Here is a 19,491-nt window from a genome sequence, read left to right as displayed (position 1 = left end):
AAATGGGAAAGAGGGGAGATTAAACCAAATGGTGCAGCATTAAGGCTACTCAAACTAATTGATGAAAAGGTGTTTATTATCTAGTACATGAAAGGGTAATCCTTTTTAGTTTAAAAATACAAAACAACCTTAAATTGAAATTTTCTTACCTAATACAGGGCGCTTTGACTCTAAGCCATCAGCACCATAAGTAGACTGGTTATTATGCTTTTTCACAAAGTTTAGGCGCTGAGCATTTAGCTCAATATGCAATTGCAGCATCTGGTGATTACGATAATTCAGCTCTTTTAGGTTGGTGGTTAAGGTTTTAATGGCTTCCCATACCCCAGCTAGTGCGTCATTGTTCTCATAAGGTGCACTAACCTCCGCTTGTGCTTCTAATGCCAAGCGGTTTGTTTCACCATGACCAATTGCGGCAACCAGAAACCGTTTTTGTTCAGTGGTTTCTTGAAAAGGCGAAGGTGGTACACGGTGATAACCTAATAATAACTCTTCATTTTTCATTACTATCTGTAATGATTGCAAGTGAGAGAGTTGTTGCTCGAGTAATATCAGTAATTCGTCAGTCATGATGGCTATTTTTATTTCATTGATAACATGCATTCATGGGCATCACGTAAAATGCCATCGGCAATTTTTTCAGCGTCCATTTTTAAGGTGCCATCTTTGATAGCTTGTTTGATTTGCTCAACTTTAGCACTGTTAATATCGCTAGCTTGAGGTTGCAATAATTTTTTTTGTAACTCACTTGGCGCAAAAGAACTCTCTTGAACGACTTCATTGCTGGATACTTTTTTGTCGCGCATCGGGGCAGCCGCATCTTGTGGGTCGCGGTTTGTCACCTGAGTCAGCGCAGAAATTGCAGATGTTTGCTCAATAGCCATAATGTATTTTCCTATTCCCGATTTTTGTCATATGTCAGTTATCGGCTTATATTGATGAATCTTTAGTGTCTATAGTGTTACAAAATATTGCATCATTCACCAGCTATACTCGTCATACTTGAAGTTGCAGCGTTGTTGACTGCACTCAGCTAGCCGAATCACATACTCATGTATGCTCATCGGTCTATCTTCACTTGTCGCCTAGCTGCAACTCGAATTATTTAGAGTATATACTCGTATTACTGCAAGTTGCAGCGTTGTTGACTGCACTCAGCTAGCCGAATCATAGACTCATGTATGTTCATCGGTCTATCTTCACTTGTCGCCTAGCTGCAACTCGAATTATTTAGCGTATCAATGGGGTTATCTTTACCTCAATACCACTTGGACACTGCCATTTTCTAACGCTTCCCCATTCACCACTTGCCCATTTAACAAGCGTACTCGGGTATTTTGGCCGGCAGTGGCATTATTAATGGCACGACCTTCATATTTCACTGAAAAATTATCACCATTGGCGAACACAAATACCGTTTGTCCCGCTTTTATTGCCCAAGGCTGTCTTGTCATTGATTTTGTGAATGTTTGCCCGGCAGGAATATTACGCAGGGCTATCGCACCACGTAGCGCGATTTTATCGGTGCTTGCACCTGTGGGGAGTTTATGTAATAAGCCCTTCTTGGTACCGATATCGACAAATTGTATGGATTCCCCTCTATTTATATTACGTGTTGCCACGTAATACTGACCTGTCACATTCACGGTAAGCTGAATAAACTGCTTTTTCTTACCACATTGTATCGGTAGGGAAACATTACCCATATTGCGCCCACCAACTGGGGGGTTGAGCTGGGGGTTTTCACAAGTCGGCCAACGCTCAATCGGCGTTTTAATCTCAATTGAAACTTGCTTGCCTTTACCATGAATTTGGCGAAAGTATTGGTTGATATCTTGAGGTAACGACGCTTGAGAAAGTGTTGGAGTAAATCCTAACAAGCTGATTATCAAGTAAAATGGCAATTTTTTAGCGTAATTCATCCCTTTTATCTCCCCCAGCAAGCAAACTTTTTCACGATTGCAGTTTACGCAGCTCTGAAATAACGAATGAGCCAAATAGGTCAATTATTTTGCCTTTATCTCGCCATTAGAATTTTTCGTAGGCCGCTAAGATATGCAGGTCGAATTTTAATTTTTACTCGCGAACGTTCAAATCAGGGATCGCGTTATCTCCATTGAGGGCCACTATGATTGATAAATTAAACGCCACGTTTGCTTTCCAGCAACAGGCTTTGTCAATACGCGAAGCAAGGCAGACCGTATTAGCTTCAAACATTGCTAATGCCGATACACCCGGCTACCAAGCACGTGATATTGACTTTAATCGTCAACTTCAACAAGCCATGGATAAAGGTGTGGCAGGGGGAAAAGGTGTGACTCTTGCTGTCACTTCGAAAGGGCATATCGAAGGGCGAGGAGGCAAAGCCCCCAATATTGACCTGAAATATCGAGTTCCTTACCAAACCTCAATGGATGGTAATACGGTAGATATGGACATTGAACGTAGCCAATTCGCAGATAACACCTTGAAATATCAGGCCGACCTTACATTCATCAATAGCCGCGTCAAAAGTATGTTGGCTGTCTTACAGCAAGGGTAATCTTCATGGCTTTACTGAGTATTTTTGATATCTCTGCATCAGCATTGACCGCGCAATCTCAACGCTTGAATGTCAGTGCGAGCAATATGGCCAATGCAGAAAGTATAGCAGGGCCTGATGGCCAACCATACCGTGCAAAACAAGTGGTTTTTCAAATGGCACCACAAGGGCGCCATGAAGTAGGTGGTGTACGTGTGAGCGAGTTGATAGAAGACCCTACGCCACCTCGTATGGAATATAAGCCCGGCCACCCGTCAGCGAATGAAAAAGGCTATGTGCAAATGCCAAATGTCGACATGGTCGGTGAAATGATCAACACCATTTCAGCTTCCCGTAGCTATCAAGCCAATTTAGAAGTGATGAATACAGCAAAAACCTTGCTGCAAAAGACACTCACAATAGGCCAGTAAGGGAGCGTTTTCATGGGAATTGCAGCCACAATGTACGACCCTTTGGATAATACAACCGCTGGCCCTGAGCCAGCTGCGAGTAATGTGCCAAAGAAAAGTCAAAGTGACGATATGCGTGACACTTTTTTAAAAATGATTGTCACGCAAATGCAAAACCAAGACCCAACCAAGCCAATGGAAAACACGGACTTAACCAGCCAATTGGCGCAAATTGCCACGCTTGAAAGCATGAATAAACTCAGCGATAGCGTGAGTGGTATTTCCCAACAAATTGGTTCAGGTCAGTCATTACAAGCCACTCAGCTGGTTGGTAAGGGTGTGCTTATTCCGCGCAATGAAATCATCTTAGCGCCGCTCAAGAAAGAGAGCACAGGTGAAGACAGCAATGTGACTAAGCCATCAAACCCGCTTCCTGATGAAGGCATCAGCCCAAATAGCCCTTCAATGTTTGGATTGAGTAACAAAGATGCCATTGAAGGTGAAGAGGGCGCTGAAGAGCCGCAATCTGAATATATTTCTTCGCCGTTTGGTTTCTTTTTACCGAAATTGGCAGACAAAGTTGAAATTACTATTCGTGATAAAAACCGAATGGTTGTGCGAACCATTACCTATGATACGGAAGTTAAACCCGATATCTATGATATGGCGTGGGATGGTCGTGATAACAACGGAAACTTAGTCACAGATACAACAGGAAAATATTACTTTGATGTGAAAGCCGTCAGTTCGGGGGCTGAAATCGAAGTCACCAAACTGGGGTATACCCGTGTTAACGGTGTGACTCCAGGGGCTGACGCACCATTACTTGATGTTGGCATTGGGCAAAGTGTCCCGCTGAGCAGCATTTTCAAGGTTTATCCATCTTCTTAATTTACCCCCAATACTCATGGAGAAAATATGTCTTTTTCACAAGCAGTCAGTGGCTTAAATGCAGCCTCAGCGGGGCTTGATTCAATTGGTAATAATATTGCCAACTCCGCAACAAATGGTTTTAAAGGAGCGACAACCTCATTTGCAGATATGTTTGCAGGTTCAGGTGTTGGTCTCGGTGTTAATGTGGCCGCGGTGACACAAAATTTTAAAGATGGCCCAATCACGCGTACGGATAGAGCGACAGATGTTGCTATCTCCGGAAATGGCTTTTTCCGTGTACAAGACCAAAACGGTGATACTTATTACAGCCGAGATGGCCAATTCTTACGGGATAAAAGCGGTAACCTAGTGAATAACCAAGGTATGGTGGTCACAGGCTATCCTGCGAGTGTCGACGAAAAAGGCAATGTTACCATTCAAAGTGGTGGTGTACCTGAGGGCTTGAATATCCCAACGGATATGATGGATGCAAAAGCATCGGAGTTAGCGAAATTAACCATTAATTTGAATTCAGAAGACAAAATCAAAGATAAAGCTTTCGATGTTGATAACCCTGATGATTCCGCGACTTATAATTTCAGTACAACCATGACGGCGTATGATAGCCAAGGTAACACGCATGAAATCTCTGTTTATTTTGTAAAAACAGCGGACAACAAGTGGACGGCTTACGCTAAAGATGCGAATGACACAGCAGCAACTAAGCTGGGGGATATGTCATTTGATGGTAACGGAAAATTGGTGACAGAAACGGTAACACCGGGCCCGAATCCAGGTGATGACCCTGTTGTAACGCCAATAGAAACAACGTTTGATTTTGCATACAAAGGGCTAAATGGTGCAAATGATGGCACCTTAAAAGTTGATTTAGGGAAAACTCGTCAACAAAAAGTCAGCGAATCTTCCGTCAGTGCGATTGATGTGAATGGTTATCCTGCTGGTGAATACACCACCTTTAAAATTGAAGATAACGGTTTGATTACCGCTAACTATTCTAACCAACAAAAACGTGTGGTTGGCCAAGTGGCGTTATCTGCGTTCGCAAACCCAAATGGTCTGGTATCCCAAGGTGGCAACGTTTGGGCCTCTTCTAATGCCTCTGGTAACCCAATGGACGGTGTTCCGGGTGTCGGCCAGTTTGGTAAATTAACCAGTGGTGCATTGGAATCTTCTAACGTCGATATGAGCCAAGAGTTAATCAGCATGATTGTGATGCAGCGTAATTACCAATCAAACGCGCAAACCATAAAAACACAAGATCAGATGTTACAGACGCTGGTTAACTTACGATAAAACAAGAGGGTGGCCATGGATCACGTCATTTATACCGCGATGGGGGGAGCGCGTCATGCGCTGGAAAACCAAGCGATTGTTTCAAATAACATTGCCAATGTGTCAACTGCAGGCTTTAAAGCGCAATTGTCCGCAATGCGTGCCGTTCCAATAAATGGTGACAGCGAGCAAACCAGAACGCTGGTGGTGGCATCGACTCCTGGTGCTGATATGAGCCAAGGGCCACTCAATTATACGGGTAAACAAACCGATGTTGCGTTAAACGATAAGCATTTTTTGGCTGTTGAGTTAGCCGATGGCACAGAGGCTTATACCCGTAACGGCAACATCCAAGTGTCTAGCGAAGGTGAACTTGTCATTGGCGAGCGCCGCTTACAAGGTGATGGTGGGCCGATTAACGTTCCGCCAAATGCAGAATTAACCATTGGTGCAGACGGGACAGTTACCGCACTTTTAGCCACTGACCCGCCAACGATGTTAGGGCAAATCGGGCGTTTGAAAGTGGTTGAAGCGCAACCGCAAGACTTGATCCGTGGCGAAGATGGTTTGTTCCATTTATCACCACAAGGGCAAGCGGCAAATGGCAATGCTTTGCCACAAAGTGAACGAGGAATTGTCACCGCGGGAGTCATTGAAGGCAGTAATGTCAATGCCGCGGAAGCGATGGTTTCTATGATTGCTAATGCAAGGCACTTTGAAATGCAAATGAAAGTTGTCCGCAGTGCTGATGAAAATGCACAACGGGCGAACCAACTGCTCGCTGTTAGCTAATTTCACAAAGGAATTATTATGATCCGCTCATTATGGATTGCCAAAACAGGGCTTGATGCTCAACAAACTAACCTTGATGTTATTTCCAATAACTTAGCCAACGTTAGTACGAATGGTTTTAAGCGCCAACGTGCTGTTTTTGAAGATTTAATGTACCAAAATATTCGCCAGCCGGGTGCCATGAGTTCAGAACAAACTTCGTTACCATCTGGTTTACAAATGGGTACAGGTTCACGCCCTGTTGCCACAATGCGTATTCATGCGCAAGGCGCATTAAATAAAACGGGAAATACCAACGATATCGCTATCAGAGGGCAAGGTTTTTTACATGTGCAAATGCCGGATGGTACAGATGCTTATACTCGTGATGGGGCATTACAGCCAAACCAAGATGGCCAGTTAGTGACCTCAAGTGGTTATCAAATCGTTCCTGCGATTATGATCCCCGATAACGCGAATAGCTTGTCAATTGCGCGCGATGGTACCGTGACTATCACTGTATATGGCGATAACCAACCACAGCAAATTGGCCAAATAACATTAACCACCTTCATCAATGACGCCGGTTTGGAAAGTATGGGTGAAAACCTGTATATGGAAACGGCCAGTTCTGGTGCACCAAATGAGAGCGCACCAGGTACTAACGGCGCCGGTTTACTTTATCAACATATGTTAGAAACCTCTAACGTTAACGTGGCAGAAGAGTTGGTCAACATGATCCAAACTCAACGTGCTTATGAAATCAACAGTAAGGCGGTATCCGCTTCTGACCAAATGTTACAGCGCTTAACGCAATTGTAATTGGTAAAAAATACGTAAAAATAACTCATTGCGATAGTGATGAGTTATCAATGAGAGGGATCTCTTCGTGATGATAAAACGTACACAGCAGCAAAAGAGTAACATGATGATTGAAAGCGGCACGATTTCTCAACAGCAAAAAACAGCGTTGCTAACGCATTTCATAGCGCCTAAACAGGCAGGGTTACTTGCCATTTTGGTCTTAGTTACCAGCGGTTGTGCACAAATCAAATCGCGTCCATTAGTGGACACACAAACCACTGCAATTCCAACAGCACCGACAGCACCTGCACCCAATGGCTCGATATTTCAAAGCGCGCAACCCGCTTATTATGGTTATCAACCGTTGTTTGAAGACAGGCGCCCTCGTAATGTTGGCGATATTTTAACCATTAATTTGCAAGAAAACGTAAGTGCGAGCAAAAATTCCTCTGCGAATGCGAATCGTAGTGGGAAAACAGGTTTCTTAGCTGCGATCTTACCGGGTTTCATGCAAGGGTGGATTGGCGGTAAAAACACAGAATTAGATATTAAAGGTAACAGTGACTTTAGCGGCAAAGGCGGTGCCAATGCCAACAACACCTTTAAAGGCACCATTACTGTCACAGTAGATCAATTATTGGCGAACGGTAACTTACATGTGGTTGGTGAGAAACGTATCGCGATAAACCAAGGTACTGAGTCGATTCGTTTCTCGGGAGTGGTTAACCCACGCACAATTGGTTCAGACAATCATGTGAGTTCGACACAAGTCGCTGATGCACGTATTGAATATGTGGGCGACGGCTATATTAACGAATCGCAAAACATGGGATGGCTACAACGCTTTTTCTTAAATGTTTCGCCTTATTAATTAAACATTAGCGAGAAAACAGCCGAGATAATTCAATGAAAAATAAAGTAATAATTTTGCTATCACTATTTTTTTGCTTCGCTTTTTCAGCATACAGTGAGCGTATTAAAGATTTAACTACCGTACAAGGTGTACGAGATAACGCGTTGATTGGCTATGGTTTAGTCGTTGGTCTGGATGGGACAGGTGACCAAACCATGCAAACGCCGTTTACCACACAAAGCTTGAATAACATGCTGTCACAAATGGGGATTACGGTTCCGCCGGGTACCAATATGCAATTAAAGAATGTGGCAGCGGTCATGGTCACCGCGAAATTGCCGCCTTTTGCACGTACTGGGCAGTCCGTAGATATTGTTGTTTCCTCAATGGGTAACGCGAAAAGCTTACGTGGTGGTACGCTGCTGATGACCCCCCTAAAAGGGGTAGATGGGCAAATTTATGCAATGGCTCAGGGTAACATCTTAGTGGGTGGTGCGGGTGCCAGTGGCGGTGGGAGTAGTATTAAGGTTAATCAACTCAATGGTGGCCGTATTACAGGTGGAGCGACTATTGAGCGCGAATTACCGAGCAGTTTCGGGCAAAACGGTGCGATTAACCTGCAATTAAACGAAGATAGCTTCACATTGGCACAAGATATTGCTGATGCAATTAACCGTATGGGCGGTATGGGGACTGCATCGGCGTTAGATTCAAGAACGGTACAACTACTGGTGCCTGCCAATAACCGTGACCAAGTGCGTTTTTTAGCCCGGGTACAGGAACTGAATGTACGTGCGCCAGTGGCTGAGGCGAAAGTCATTCTCAATTCACGTACGGGATCTGTGGTGATTAACCGCAGTGTCACTTTAGATAGCTGTGCTGTTGCACACGGCAGTTTAGCGGTTACGGTAGAAAGACAAACTCAAGTTAGCCAACCGGATACCCCATTTGCGGGAGGGCAAACCGTAGTGACTCGTAATACCAATGTTGGGGTGCGTGATCAAGGTGGGGCGCTGCAAAAAGTCAATGCAAGTGTGCAATTAAACCAAGTTATTCAAGCACTGAATACACTCGGTGCAACACCAAACGATTTGATGTCGATATTACAAGCGATGGAAAGCGCAGGTTGTTTACGCGCGAAACTGGAGATCATCTAATGAGTGACATGCAGCTATTGCAAGGTGCCGCATTTGATTTACAGTCACTGGGGCAGTTAAAAGGTGAACTGAATAAAAATTCGGAGCAAGGGCTGCGCCATGTCACGCAGCAACTTGAGGCAACATTCGTTCAATTGATGCTAAAAAGTATGCGTGACGCACTCCCGCAAGATGGCTTATTTTCCAGCGACCAAACACGCATGCTGACCAGTATGTATGACCAGCAAATCGCCCAAGATCTTTCGCAAAAAGGTTTAGGTTTCGGGGAAATGATGTACCAACAGCTCACTCGAGACCAACATACTTCAAGCGAGCCAACATCCAACAGCTTACTAGCGTTAGATGAAAAAACAGCACAATCATTACCACCATTTAATATGGAACAAATGATGCGACACTTTGCGCCAATGGGCGATGCACTATCGGCACCATTCCAAAAAATCAAAGCATTATCGCTTAACAGCAGCAATTTTATTAGCCGATTAATTGGCCCCGCAAAAGCCGCGAGCCAAGACAGCGGTATTTCACATTTTCTGGTATTAGCACAGGCGGCATTAGAAAGTGGTTGGGGTCAGCGAGAAATTCTGAAGTCAGATGGAAAAACCAGTCATAACTTATTTGGGATCAAAGCGGGAAAAAACTGGCAAGGGCCTGTTACGAATATTATGACAACAGAAGTGATTAACGGCAAAACCATCAAAATACGTGATGATTTCCGCGTTTATGGCTCTTATGAAGAGGCGATTGCGGATTATATCAATCTATTGACAGAAAACCCGCGTTATAAAGACGTCAAAAAAGCGCCGACACCAGAGATTGCTGCACGCCGTTTACATCAAGCAGGATATGCCACAGACCCGAGTTATTCGGACAAACTGATTACTTTGATTAATCAAATACGTGGTCATCAACCAATAGGTAGTCATTCTGCTTCAAGGGCTGTACAGGCATATACCATAGATTTGAACGATATCTTCTAAAAATACGGAATTATTGGGAGTTTGGACTAAACAATTACGCTGAATTTCCGATAACCAAATATGCTCTAAATAATTTGAGTTGCTATCGCTTTCATTGTGTCAGCCAATGGTGGCGATAAGCACCCAGAACAGGAAAAGCTTATGCTGAACAATGTAATGAATAATGCGCTCAGTGGTGTGAACGCTGCACAAGGCGGGTTAAGTGTTATTTCTAACAACTTAGCCAACGCTGGTGTGGGTTACTATCACCGCCAAAGTGCTGTTTTCGGGGAGAATCCCGGTACGATGACACCTAATGGCTATTTTGGTAACGGCACTTATTTCAGCCATGTTCGCCGTGAGTTTGATGAATTTATCAATGCGCAGTACAGCCAATCCCGCGCACGTAGTGGCGACTATGAGGCGTACGTTAAGAATTGTAATAAAGTTGATGATTTGCTTACTAATGATATTGAAGATATCTCAAGCAATATTGGTAGCTTTTTCACCGCGTTAGATGCAGCTAGCAGTGATGCAAGTGACAAAACGTTGATTGACGTTTTTTTAGGCAATTCAAATGCACTACTAAGCCAGTTTAAAGAAGCGGATCGTCGTCTGCAGGAAATGGAACGCGATACCAATCATCAGATAGAAAATAAAGTAAAAGACATCAATATCTACGCTGAAAAAATTGCCGGCTTAAACCAGCAAATTTCACGGATCCGTTCAGTAAGTGGTTCAGAGCCAAACGATTTATTAGACGTGCGTGACCGTTTAGTCAATGAAATTAACTCATTAATTGGAGTGAAGGTTATTGAGCAAAACGGTAACTATAATGTGACCTTTGCCAATGGGTTACCACTAGTCACGGGGGAGAAAGCTAATCGTCTGGAAGCGGTTCCGTCTTCTAAAGATGATAGCCGTTTTAGTATTGGCTTTGTTGGAGCTAATGGCCAAGTCCGCGAAATTCCTGACGAATCATTTCGTGGTGGGGAACTCAGTGGTATTTTGCGTTCTCGCCAAGAAGTCATGGACCCGGCTTATCAAAAACTCAATAAGTTAGCATTAGTTTTCGCGACTAAATTCAATGAAGTACATAGCAAAGGTTATGATGCCAACGGCAACACGGGCAAAGACTTCTTTGAAATTGGTAAAGGAACTGTCGTTAGCAACACCCATAATAGTGGCAAAGCGGACTTTGATCTCAGTTATAGCGATGTGTCTAAAGTCACAGGCAATAACTACGAGATGCGTTTTGACGGCAGTGAATGGAATGTCACACGTTTACCAGAAGGTACCAAAGTACCTGTGGATTCAAATACGGCAGGGACACTGAAATTTGATGGTTTAGAAATCAAAATCAGCAATAGTACGGGTATGTCAAAAGGTGACTCATTTCTGGTGAAGCCAGTGAGTGGTGTGATCAACGGTATGCAGACCTTGGTCAGCAATGCATCCGATTTTGCGGCAGCGGGAAGCAAAGACAGTGGCCCTGGTGACAATGAAAACATTAAAGAACTGGTTAAATTACAAGACGAAAAACTGATTGATGGTAGTTCTACGTTTTCCGATTTCTATGCAACGTTAGTTAATGATGTGGGTAGTAAAACTAAACAAGCGCAAATTGATTCAGAAACACAGAACAAGATGACCGAGAGCTTCTATGAGCAAGAACAAGCTATCTCGGGCGTGAATATGAATGAAGAAAGTATTCAGATGCAGAAAATCCAACAGTTTTTCAATGCCAATGCGCAAGTGCTAAAAACGGTGGATGATTTATTTAACGCATTGATGCGTGCATTCTAAATATTAGCGATAGGATAAGGATTTAGCGATGCGTTTAAGTACCAATATGATTTATCACCAACGCTTGCAAGACATGAATAGTGCGCAAGCGCGTTGGATGGATGCAGGGAGCCAATTAGCTTCTGGTAAGCGTGTAAGCAAGCCTTCTGATGACCCGCAAGCATCTTCGCAAGCGGTGCGGATTAATCAGTCAGAAAACCGTAACCAACAATATGTAGCAAGCCGTGGATTTGCGAAAACGGGAATGACATTGCAAATGAGTATTTTGACTCAGATGACGGATGTGACGACGCAAATCGATACCACGATTATTCAGGCATCAAACCAAGGTGCTTTAAGCGATAAAGACCGCAGTACTTTGGCTGAACAGCTAACGGGTTTAAAAGAGCAATTAGTGGCGTTAGGTAACTCGACAGATGGAAATGGTCGGTATATTTTTGCGGGTTTTAAATCAGATAAACCGCCATTTGAAATTGATGCTAGTGGTGAGGTGCTCTATCACGGTGGTGATAAAGCCATTATGCAGAATGTGGCGAGTGACCGTGAGATGACAACCTATTTCACCGGTGCGCAAGTGTTTGATACAGACAGTAATGGTGTGGTCAATATTTTTAAAGCGTTGAACACGGGTATCGAATCACTGAAAAAACCATTGCAAGGAGCACCACAAGCAGATTTAGACCAAGCGCAAGCAGAGTTGGGTGAAGCGAACAGTGCCATCAAGTCCGCATTAGATCAAATTTCCAACATTGAAGCTAAGCAAGGTCTACAGCTACAGGAAATTGATAAATTAGACTTTTTAGCTGACACGCGCTCTATTCAAAATGCAGCCCGTAAAAGTGAGTTGTTAGAAACCAACTGGACTGGCACCACTACAGATTATTATAAAGAAAAAGCGATGTTTGAAGCTTCACAAAGTATTTTTAAAGACTTAAACAGCATGTCACTTTTCGGCAGCCGTTAATTATTTAATATTATTTTTACTCACCGCGCTTTGGAGTGATCCAAGCGCGGTTTTTTTGAGCTTTAAAAATGCTATGTTAGACAATATGTTATAGATTTGATGTAAAAAATTTGAATTAATGTTTTATTACGCAATAAACTTTAATAATTAAATGATAATATGTATTATTCTCATTTGAGTGTTTTGTGATATAGGAGATTTATGCGAGTTTTTAAGGTAAATACTAAATGGGTTTTCACTATTATTGTTTTATTAGGAGCTATTCCTTTAGCTGCAATATGGCTAAATGTGTTCTCAAATTCTACTGTAACTAATATTAATAACTGGTTGGGTGAGTTTCATGCAATATACATTAGCAGCATCACTTAACGAAATATTACCATGTGCTGTGGGAGCGATTCCATCGTATATCAAATTATCACGGAAACTACTATGTGGGGTAACTACCATTACATCATTCATCTGATTTCCTCTTTATGAAAATATAAATAAATTACAATATTTAAATACATTCATTAAAGAAATGAAACAATACACAAAATATAATGACACTTATTAAAATATTAATGAGAAGTCAATGATGTGAGAGAATGGCTATTGTGACATGTTCAGAGCGACACTGGCATATAAATTTATTTGCGAAAATAAATTAATTTTATACCTAAATTTTAGTTAGGTTTAGTATTGGGTATTTACTGAGACTGTCATTAGATAGTTTAGAAATGTATCAAATAATAGGTGATATTTACAACTATACTAGTTGCTTTTAATATAGACTACAAATAGGAAATTAAATCAGTTTTTCTTGGGCTACTTTAATTATCAAATTCGAAAAATTACTTTGATAATCAATTAATCATTAATTAATTGATTAATTATCTATTCTCAAACAAACAAATTAAACATCAATGATAGCTGCTCAAATGCTTGGTGGATAAGCCGTTCCGTGTAGCGGGGAAGTATAGAAATAATCAACCCTAACATACTGATACCGATGGTTAATGTAAGGGGGAAACCTACCACAAACACGGATAGCTGTGGGGTCATTCGGTTTAGAATACCGAGAGCAAGGTTAAGAATGAGAAATAGTGTAATGAACGGTAGTGCTAGCATTAACCCATTAATAAATATAGTGTTAGCAAATTGAACAAACACCCAAAAACCATCGCGATTTAATGGTGCGGTTTGAATTGGGATAAGTTCAAATGAATTGACCACAATATAAATAAGCCACAGGTGCCCATCGAAAGCGAGAAACAATAAAATAGTGATGACGTTAAATATGCGCCCTAAAATCGGCATATTAGGTCCACCGGTCGGGTCAAAAAAGGTGGCGAACGATAACCCCATTTGCAAACCAATCACTTCTCCCGCATGGCGCACGGCAGCAAATGCCATTTGCATTGTGAGTCCCATCGCAATACCAATCACCATTTGCTGCACGATAACCCATAGCCCCATGGCAGAAAATAGGGGAATATTTACGACAGGAAGTTGTGGGGAAACAATCAAGACGACAAAAAAAGCCAATGCGACGCGAACTTTGGTAATTGCCTGTTTTTCATTAAAAAAGGGCGCTGTACCAAACAGCGCCAAAAGGCGTATGAAAGGGTAAAAACCTTGGCTTAGCCACAATGTGAGTGTTTCGCTGGTGATAGTTAGCATTGTTAGCCAATAATAAACGGTAAATTGCTCAACAATGACCGCATATAATCGGTAAGTAAATTCAGCATCCAGGGCCCTGCAATAATAATCACAGAAATGACCGATAAAATTTTAGGGATAAAAGATAGCGTCATTTCATTCACTTGTGTGGCGGCTTGCAGTAAGCTGATAATTAAACCTGCGGCTAAAGCGGCTAATAACAAGGGAGCCGCTAGCATCAGTGCGATTTTCATCGCCTCAGTTCCCATCGCCATCACTGATTCAGGTGTCATAACTACTCCGAGTAAAATAATCCTAATTAAAAAAGCTTTGCGATAATGAGCCAAGTAATAATTGCCAGCCATCAACCAAAACAAACAACATTAATTTAAATGGCAAGGAAACTGTTGCAGGTGGAACCATCATCATCCCTAATGCCATTAAAACACTGGCAACCACTAAGTCGATGATTAAAAATGGAATAAAAATGGTAAAGCCAATTTGGAATGCGGTTTTTAGTTCGCTGGTAATAAAAGCGGGTACTAAAATACGTAACGGAACATCTTTCGCTTCTTGAATTTCACCGACTTTAGCTATCCTTGCAAACAGGGCCAAGTCGGATTCTCGCGTTTGCCCTAGCATGAAGGTTCTTAATGGTGCAGTGCCTTTCTCTAAAGCGGTTTCGAGGCTAATTTTATCTTCGCTAAACGGCTGGTAGGCTTCGCGGTAAACTTGGTCAGCAACGGGTGACATCACAAAAAAGGTCAAAAATAGCGCCAAGCCTAGTAAGACTTGATTCGGAGGCGCGGAGGGCGTTCCGAGAGCGTTACGTAATAAACCTAAAACAATAATGATGCGAGTAAAACTGGTCATCATTAACAATAAGGCAGGAATAAAGCCTAATAAGGTTAAAAATAATAGAGTTTGAACGGGTAAAGACCAAGTTTGTCCCCCATCTGCTAGAGAATGGCTAATAACGGCAGGTAGTGCCGCAGAAGCTGAATTCGGCAGTAAAAACAAGAGCGCAGTAATCGTGAAAAGAGATTTTAGAGGTAACATTGAGTGCTTCCGATTACTTATGCATAGATGTCACTGAAGCTGCAAATTTTGCAGCCTCTTGTTTTTTCTTTAATAAAGACTGAAATGTGAGCGGTTCAACTGGCAATCCCGTTGTGCTTTCAGGTTCTGATGAGTATTGGTGTAACAGGCTGATATTTTGTGTGGTAACACCTAATACTAAGCACTCATTATTCACCTCAACCACCACAATACGTTCTTTATTTCCTAATGAGCAGCGGCTTTTGACTTTTATGATTTGCTCATTGCCCATTTTTTTTGGCGCAAATCCTAATTTTTTCACCAACCAAGCCCCTGCTAATATCAATAAAATAATCCCCCCTAAAGTACCGGATATCTGCGTTAAGCTATCATTATGGTCAATAGCCGGCGCATTAGGTTCACTCGAGGAAACGGTTGTTGATAAAAAAGGCACAGATGTCGGTGCCTGCTCAGTTTGATTGGATATTGCCATTATTAGCGACTCACGTTGTTAATTAACGGCTTAAACGGCGCATACGTTCAGAAGGCGTGATGATATCAGTGATACGAATACCGTAATTGTCTGAAACCACGACCACTTCACCTTGTGCAATTAAATAGCCATTGATTAAAATATCCAGCGGCTCACCCGCTAAGCCATCCAGAGAAACCACTGAACCCTGGGATAAGCTCAGTAACTTTTTAATGGTCATTTTAGTGCGACCCAATTCAACAGAAAGACGCACTGGGATGTCCATGATCATATCGATATCGGACAGCTGATTTAGCGGGTTTTGTCCATCAAAGTTGTCGAAAGCCTGTGCACCAGCTGAGGCGGATTCCGCTTTTTTTTGCTGTTCCAGCGCTTCAGCCCATAGGTCTTCACTATCGTGATTGGTTGATGCATCAGGAGAGTTCTTCGCCTCACTCATTGGTACTTTCCTCATCTAGAGTGTTTAATACAGGGTTAATCAAATGTTCTACACGCAATGCATACTGGCCATTTTGAGTACCGTATTGACTGGTTAATACGGGAACACCATCAACATTAACGATGAGGCGGTCAGGTTTCTCAATTGGGATCACATCCCCTTTTTGCAGTTGCAGTAAGCGAGAAATTCGCATTGGAATGTCAACAAAGTTGGCAACCAATTCAAGTTCAGAGCGTTTTACTTGGGTAACAAGATTGGTTACCCAAGTTTCATTTTCTTGGTGACCTTGCTCCATTGGTGGGTTAATCAAGCGCTCACGCAATGGCTCGATCATGGCAATTGGAATACATATACTGAATTCACCAACGGTATTGCCTATCTCCACTAAAAACGGAGTGGTCACCACAATGTCATTAGGAGAGGTAGTGATATTGGTGAATTTGACTTGGATTTCAGAACGTACATATTCCACTTCAATATCAGCAATTGGTTTCCAAGCATCGCGATAAGCCCCTAAAGCTAATTTGAGCATGCGATTGATAATGCGTTGTTCAGTATTGGTAAACTCTTTACCTTCTTGCCGTACAGGGAAGCGACCATCTCCACCAAATAGGTTGTCGACAGCGATATAAACTAGTGCGGGTTCAAAGGTAAACAATGCCGTACCGCGTAACGGAGGCATATGAATTAAGTTGAGGTTGGTTGGTACCGGTAAATTACGCGCAAACTCATGATAAGGTTCAATTTTAATTCCGCCTACTGTAATGTCTGGGCTGCGGCGTAGCATATTGAACAAACCCATACGGAACTGGCGAGCAAAACGTTCATTGATGATTTCGAGAGACTGCATTCGCTCACGAATAACCCGACGTTGAGTGTTCGGGTCGTAAGGGCGAACATTATCTTTCCCTTGAGTCTCTGGCACAGGCGTACTGCTTGATGGCGTATCATCATTAAGCAGCGCATCAATTTCGGCCTGAGATAAAATATTATCGCTCATGAATATTACCGCAGAATAAAAGTAGTAAATAACACATCAGAAATATCCTGATCGGTATCCCCCGGGATCAGGGTAGGGGTAAGGGTTTGCTTGATATCTTTCATTAACTGCAACTTACCTTCATGCGTCTCGATATTTTTTGCTTTTTGCTCTGAAAGCAGCAGTAACATACGGCTACGTACTTCAGGGAGGTATTCATGAAGTTGTTTACGCGATTTTTCATTCGCCAGTCGCAAGGTCACATGGATATAAAGCACACGATCCGGCGCATCGGCAGCACCGGTTAAATTGACGGTAAATGGCTCTAATTCCATAAAAATAGGTTGTGGCATGTTCGGACGCTTTTCTTCCTCATTCGCCGTTTGTGTGCCTTGTTGTGTCGTCCACCAGGTATAACCCCCAAACCCTGCACCAGCAAGGGCGATAAGGGTAAGTAGAATAAGCAACCCTTTATTGGAACTTTTTGATTTTTTGCTCGACGACATTTAGCTGAATTCCTGTTTCTTGGATGCTAAACCCAAATGGGTTTTTACGTTATGATCTCTAGCATTATGGCTTGGTTGCCAAGAGTTAAAGGAGTGAAAAACGAAACAAAAAGGCGGTAACTCGGCGCTTTAGCTAGGAAATTACCGCAATTTGTTTATTTATTATGCAAAAGTGTTAATTCCACCTTGTCGTGATGCCGTTGTTATTGGTGTAACAGTGGCATTCGCTTCGCTGATACCGACAGCCCCCACGGATGGATGTGTGGCTTGAATTTGTCCATCGTGTTGGTGGGTATTTTGCTGCGAGCTATCAGATTGGTGGTTCAAGTTATCTTGGCCAACAGAGCCCTGAGCGAGATGAATACCACTTTCTTGTAATGCACTGCGTAGCACTGGCATCATCGACTCCATGGCGGCACGTACATGGCTATGTGGTGACACAAAATGCATCACCGCTTGGTTATCTTCGATACGTAAATGCACATTTAGTGAACCTAACTCTTCAGGATGCAAACGAATTTGCGCTTGAGAAACCCCTTGGCGAGAGAAAAACAGCATATGTTGGCTTAATTGCTGCTGCCATGCTTCGCTGCCTAATTGGCTGGCTAAATGCAGAGTTGGTGTAGAGGTTGGTGCATTCATCGTTGCCGCTTGGGCCGTTGATGTAGTTGGCATCATGCTAATCGGCGCAGTTGTTGTATGTTGTGACGATGTGGTAGTAAAAGCACCAGTTTCAGTTTGTAAGGTAAACGCACCTTTTGTGGTTTGGTTTAGGGTATCGCTTGAAACATTTTGTAGGTTTAATACGGGTTCTTTATCACTCACTTTTTTATTCAATGCCATAAAATCGGTAGTTAAATTTTTGCCACGTATATCTTTTGGGTTATCAAGGGGAAAAAGAGATTGGTCACGACGTTCTTCTTTTTCATTCTTAATAAATACCCCAAGCTCTGGGCTGTCTTCTTCGCCTGCCAACTGTAGCTGTGAACCCTCAAGATGCTTGCCATCATCTTGATTAATGATGCCATTCGTATTATCCGTTAGATGTTGCATTTTTTGACTAAATGCGCCTAATGCCGGATGAGCTTCAGTTCGGATTGTGGTATTCGCTGCTGTTTGTACTTGGCCTGCTAATGACTGTTTCAAGCTATTTAACCATGCTTGCTCGTTGGCGTCTTTACCTGTCAATAAGTCAGTATTAAGGGCAGTTTGTACACTATCTGCCCGTAAGTTACGGCTAAAATTGAGCTGTTCTATGGCACTTTCAGCCGTTTTTTGTCCAGCTTGGGTTTGCTCTATCGTTTCTTTACCCGCTATTGCCAATTTGTTGTCGACAATGTCTTTATTAAGAGCTTCTTCATTAACAGGTTGATTAGTAACGTTTTGTTTTTCAATCGGTTGTTGGCTATCAAGCATGGCTTGAAAGGGAAGAGCAGGGGCTTGATTTTCATCAGCGCGCGATTCATTTTGTGGTAGATTGCCATTTTTTGTCGATGACGAAGCTGGCATATTCAGGGCGTTGATGTCCATTTATTGAGGTCTCCGTAAAGTCGCTCGTTGAGCAAACTCATCCATTTGCTTTTGTTCTAAGCGGTTTTGACGTTGGTATTCAGTATGTTCAGCGCGTTGAATTAACGTATCGAACGCATTGACACGTTGTTGTTTTTCTTGCCAGTGACGATTAGCTTCGTTAACGCGTTGCTCCCATAAATTCAGTTGCTGTTGCTGCTGCTCGATGGTCAGCTCCAATGTGACCAAAAATTGCTGATAATTCTGCCACTTATCCGATTCCATGCCTGTATGCAAGGTTTGGTTGAGTTTTTGACGATATTCGGATTGATAGTTTTCCAACATACTCAGCTGCTGCGCCATTTGTGTATGCGTTTGGCGTACTTGAGCTAACACTTTCGCCGCTTCTTCCGAGGCTTCAACAGCTAAGGTGAGTAATGTTGTTAAGGCATTATTTTTGGCCATTTATCCC

The 19,491-nt window shown here is 42.6% G+C and carries 23 protein-coding genes; 11 read left to right on the top strand and 12 right to left on the bottom strand.

The genetic code is table 11. From position 1 onward, the window contains the following. Window positions 1–129: 129 nt before the first annotated feature. The 3 genes from P3L37_RS12135 to flgA form a co-directional block, all read right to left on the bottom strand. Window positions 130–570: a flagella synthesis protein FlgN gene (locus P3L37_RS12135; RefSeq protein WP_110732275.1), complete on the bottom strand. Its 441-nt coding sequence runs from the start codon at window positions 568–570 to the stop codon at window positions 130–132. 11 nt (window positions 571–581) lie between these two features. After that, a complete protein-coding gene (flgM, locus tag P3L37_RS12130; protein WP_004909864.1) occupies window positions 582–884 on the bottom strand; it encodes a flagellar biosynthesis anti-sigma factor FlgM in 303 nt (100 codons plus the stop codon). Window positions 885–1,253: 369 nt separating this feature from the next. Further along, window positions 1,254–1,922: a flagellar basal body P-ring formation chaperone FlgA gene (flgA, locus tag P3L37_RS12125; protein ID WP_110731850.1), complete on the bottom strand. Its 669-nt coding sequence runs from the start codon at window positions 1,920–1,922 to the stop codon at window positions 1,254–1,256. A 206-nt stretch (window positions 1,923–2,128) separates the two neighbouring features. On the opposite strand from flgA, the gene flgB reads away from it, so the two are divergent. The 11 genes from flgB (at window position 2,129) to flgL (ending at window position 12,411) form a co-directional block, all read left to right on the top strand. Further along, window positions 2,129–2,542 (top strand): flagellar basal body rod protein FlgB, encoded by a 414-nt coding sequence (gene flgB, locus P3L37_RS12120; protein WP_110731851.1) that lies wholly within the window; start codon window positions 2,129–2,131, stop codon window positions 2,540–2,542. Between the two features lie 5 nt (window positions 2,543–2,547). Then, complete coding sequence (gene flgC / locus P3L37_RS12115) at window positions 2,548–2,952, top strand: flagellar basal body rod protein FlgC (RefSeq protein ID WP_004909868.1); 405 nt, start codon at window positions 2,548–2,550, stop codon at window positions 2,950–2,952. A gap of 12 nt (window positions 2,953–2,964) precedes the next feature. Continuing rightward, the gene (locus P3L37_RS12110; protein ID WP_004909870.1) at window positions 2,965–3,822 is read left to right on the top strand and encodes a flagellar hook assembly protein FlgD; all 858 of its coding nucleotides are present in this window, start codon (window positions 2,965–2,967) and stop codon (window positions 3,820–3,822) included. 27 nt (window positions 3,823–3,849) lie between these two features. Continuing rightward, the gene (gene flgE / locus P3L37_RS12105) at window positions 3,850–5,118 is read left to right on the top strand and encodes a flagellar hook protein FlgE (RefSeq protein WP_004909872.1); all 1,269 of its coding nucleotides are present in this window, start codon (window positions 3,850–3,852) and stop codon (window positions 5,116–5,118) included. Window positions 5,119–5,133: 15 nt separating this feature from the next. Next, on the top strand, window positions 5,134–5,889 hold the full coding sequence (locus P3L37_RS12100) for a flagellar basal body rod protein FlgF (protein WP_109911160.1): 756 nt from the start codon (window positions 5,134–5,136) through the stop codon (window positions 5,887–5,889). Between the two features lie 18 nt (window positions 5,890–5,907). Then, window positions 5,908–6,690 carry a flagellar basal-body rod protein FlgG gene (gene flgG / locus P3L37_RS12095; RefSeq protein ID WP_004909875.1) on the top strand — a complete coding sequence of 261 codons (783 nt, stop codon included), beginning with the start codon at window positions 5,908–5,910 and terminating at the stop codon, window positions 6,688–6,690. Window positions 6,691–6,760: 70 nt separating this feature from the next. Next, window positions 6,761–7,543 carry a flagellar basal body L-ring protein FlgH gene (locus P3L37_RS12090; RefSeq protein WP_004909879.1) on the top strand — a complete coding sequence of 261 codons (783 nt, stop codon included), beginning with the start codon at window positions 6,761–6,763 and terminating at the stop codon, window positions 7,541–7,543. 35 nt (window positions 7,544–7,578) lie between these two features. Beyond that, on the top strand, window positions 7,579–8,682 hold the full coding sequence (locus tag P3L37_RS12085; protein ID WP_109911161.1) for a flagellar basal body P-ring protein FlgI: 1,104 nt from the start codon (window positions 7,579–7,581) through the stop codon (window positions 8,680–8,682). Beyond that, on the top strand, window positions 8,682–9,662 hold the full coding sequence (gene flgJ / locus P3L37_RS12080; RefSeq protein ID WP_109911162.1) for a flagellar assembly peptidoglycan hydrolase FlgJ: 981 nt from the start codon (window positions 8,682–8,684) through the stop codon (window positions 9,660–9,662). Before P3L37_RS12085 ends, flgJ begins: the two co-directional genes overlap by 1 nt. A 141-nt stretch (window positions 9,663–9,803) precedes the next feature. Next, window positions 9,804–11,447: a flagellar hook-associated protein FlgK gene (gene flgK / locus P3L37_RS12075; RefSeq protein ID WP_110731852.1), complete on the top strand. Its 1,644-nt coding sequence runs from the start codon at window positions 9,804–9,806 to the stop codon at window positions 11,445–11,447. A gap of 28 nt (window positions 11,448–11,475) precedes the next feature. Next, the gene (gene flgL / locus P3L37_RS12070; protein ID WP_109911164.1) at window positions 11,476–12,411 is read left to right on the top strand and encodes a flagellar hook-associated protein FlgL; all 936 of its coding nucleotides are present in this window, start codon (window positions 11,476–11,478) and stop codon (window positions 12,409–12,411) included. A gap of 885 nt (window positions 12,412–13,296) precedes the next feature. Here the strand turns inward: flgL and fliR are convergent. The 9 genes from fliR to fliJ form a co-directional block, all read right to left on the bottom strand. Continuing rightward, window positions 13,297–14,076, bottom strand: a complete 780-nt coding sequence (fliR, locus tag P3L37_RS12065) for a flagellar biosynthetic protein FliR (RefSeq protein ID WP_109911165.1) — start codon at window positions 14,074–14,076, stop codon at window positions 13,297–13,299. Between the two features lie 2 nt (window positions 14,077–14,078). After that, the gene (gene fliQ, locus P3L37_RS12060; RefSeq protein WP_004255630.1) at window positions 14,079–14,348 is read right to left on the bottom strand and encodes a flagellar biosynthesis protein FliQ; all 270 of its coding nucleotides are present in this window, start codon (window positions 14,346–14,348) and stop codon (window positions 14,079–14,081) included. Window positions 14,349–14,370: 22 nt separating this feature from the next. Further along, window positions 14,371–15,114, bottom strand: a complete 744-nt coding sequence (gene fliP, locus P3L37_RS12055) for a flagellar type III secretion system pore protein FliP (protein WP_004909893.1) — start codon at window positions 15,112–15,114, stop codon at window positions 14,371–14,373. Between the two features lie 13 nt (window positions 15,115–15,127). Further along, the gene (fliO, locus tag P3L37_RS12050) at window positions 15,128–15,586 is read right to left on the bottom strand and encodes a flagellar biosynthetic protein FliO (RefSeq protein WP_109911166.1); all 459 of its coding nucleotides are present in this window, start codon (window positions 15,584–15,586) and stop codon (window positions 15,128–15,130) included. A gap of 22 nt (window positions 15,587–15,608) precedes the next feature. Continuing rightward, on the bottom strand, window positions 15,609–16,025 hold the full coding sequence (fliN, locus tag P3L37_RS12045) for a flagellar motor switch protein FliN (RefSeq protein WP_004255621.1): 417 nt from the start codon (window positions 16,023–16,025) through the stop codon (window positions 15,609–15,611). Beyond that, window positions 16,018–17,025, bottom strand: coding sequence for a flagellar motor switch protein FliM (fliM, locus tag P3L37_RS12040; RefSeq protein WP_004909898.1), 1,008 nt, complete (start codon window positions 17,023–17,025; stop codon window positions 16,018–16,020). Before fliM ends, fliN begins: the two co-directional genes overlap by 8 nt. A 5-nt stretch (window positions 17,026–17,030) precedes the next feature. Then, entirely contained in the window at window positions 17,031–17,510 is a 480-nt protein-coding gene (gene fliL / locus P3L37_RS12035; protein WP_109911167.1) for a flagellar basal body-associated protein FliL, read from the bottom strand. A 162-nt stretch (window positions 17,511–17,672) separates the two neighbouring features. Continuing rightward, entirely contained in the window at window positions 17,673–19,040 is a 1,368-nt protein-coding gene (locus P3L37_RS12030) for a flagellar hook-length control protein FliK (protein WP_109911168.1), read from the bottom strand. Beyond that, window positions 19,041–19,484, bottom strand: coding sequence for a flagellar export protein FliJ (gene fliJ / locus P3L37_RS12025; RefSeq protein WP_004909907.1), 444 nt, complete (start codon window positions 19,482–19,484; stop codon window positions 19,041–19,043). Window positions 19,485–19,491: the final 7 nt, after the last annotated feature.

The organism is Providencia sp. PROV114, assembly GCF_032704305.1.
GTDB classification, from domain to species: domain Bacteria; phylum Pseudomonadota; class Gammaproteobacteria; order Enterobacterales; family Enterobacteriaceae; genus Providencia; species Providencia rettgeri.
This window is presented reverse-complemented; position numbering and strand designations above follow the sequence as displayed.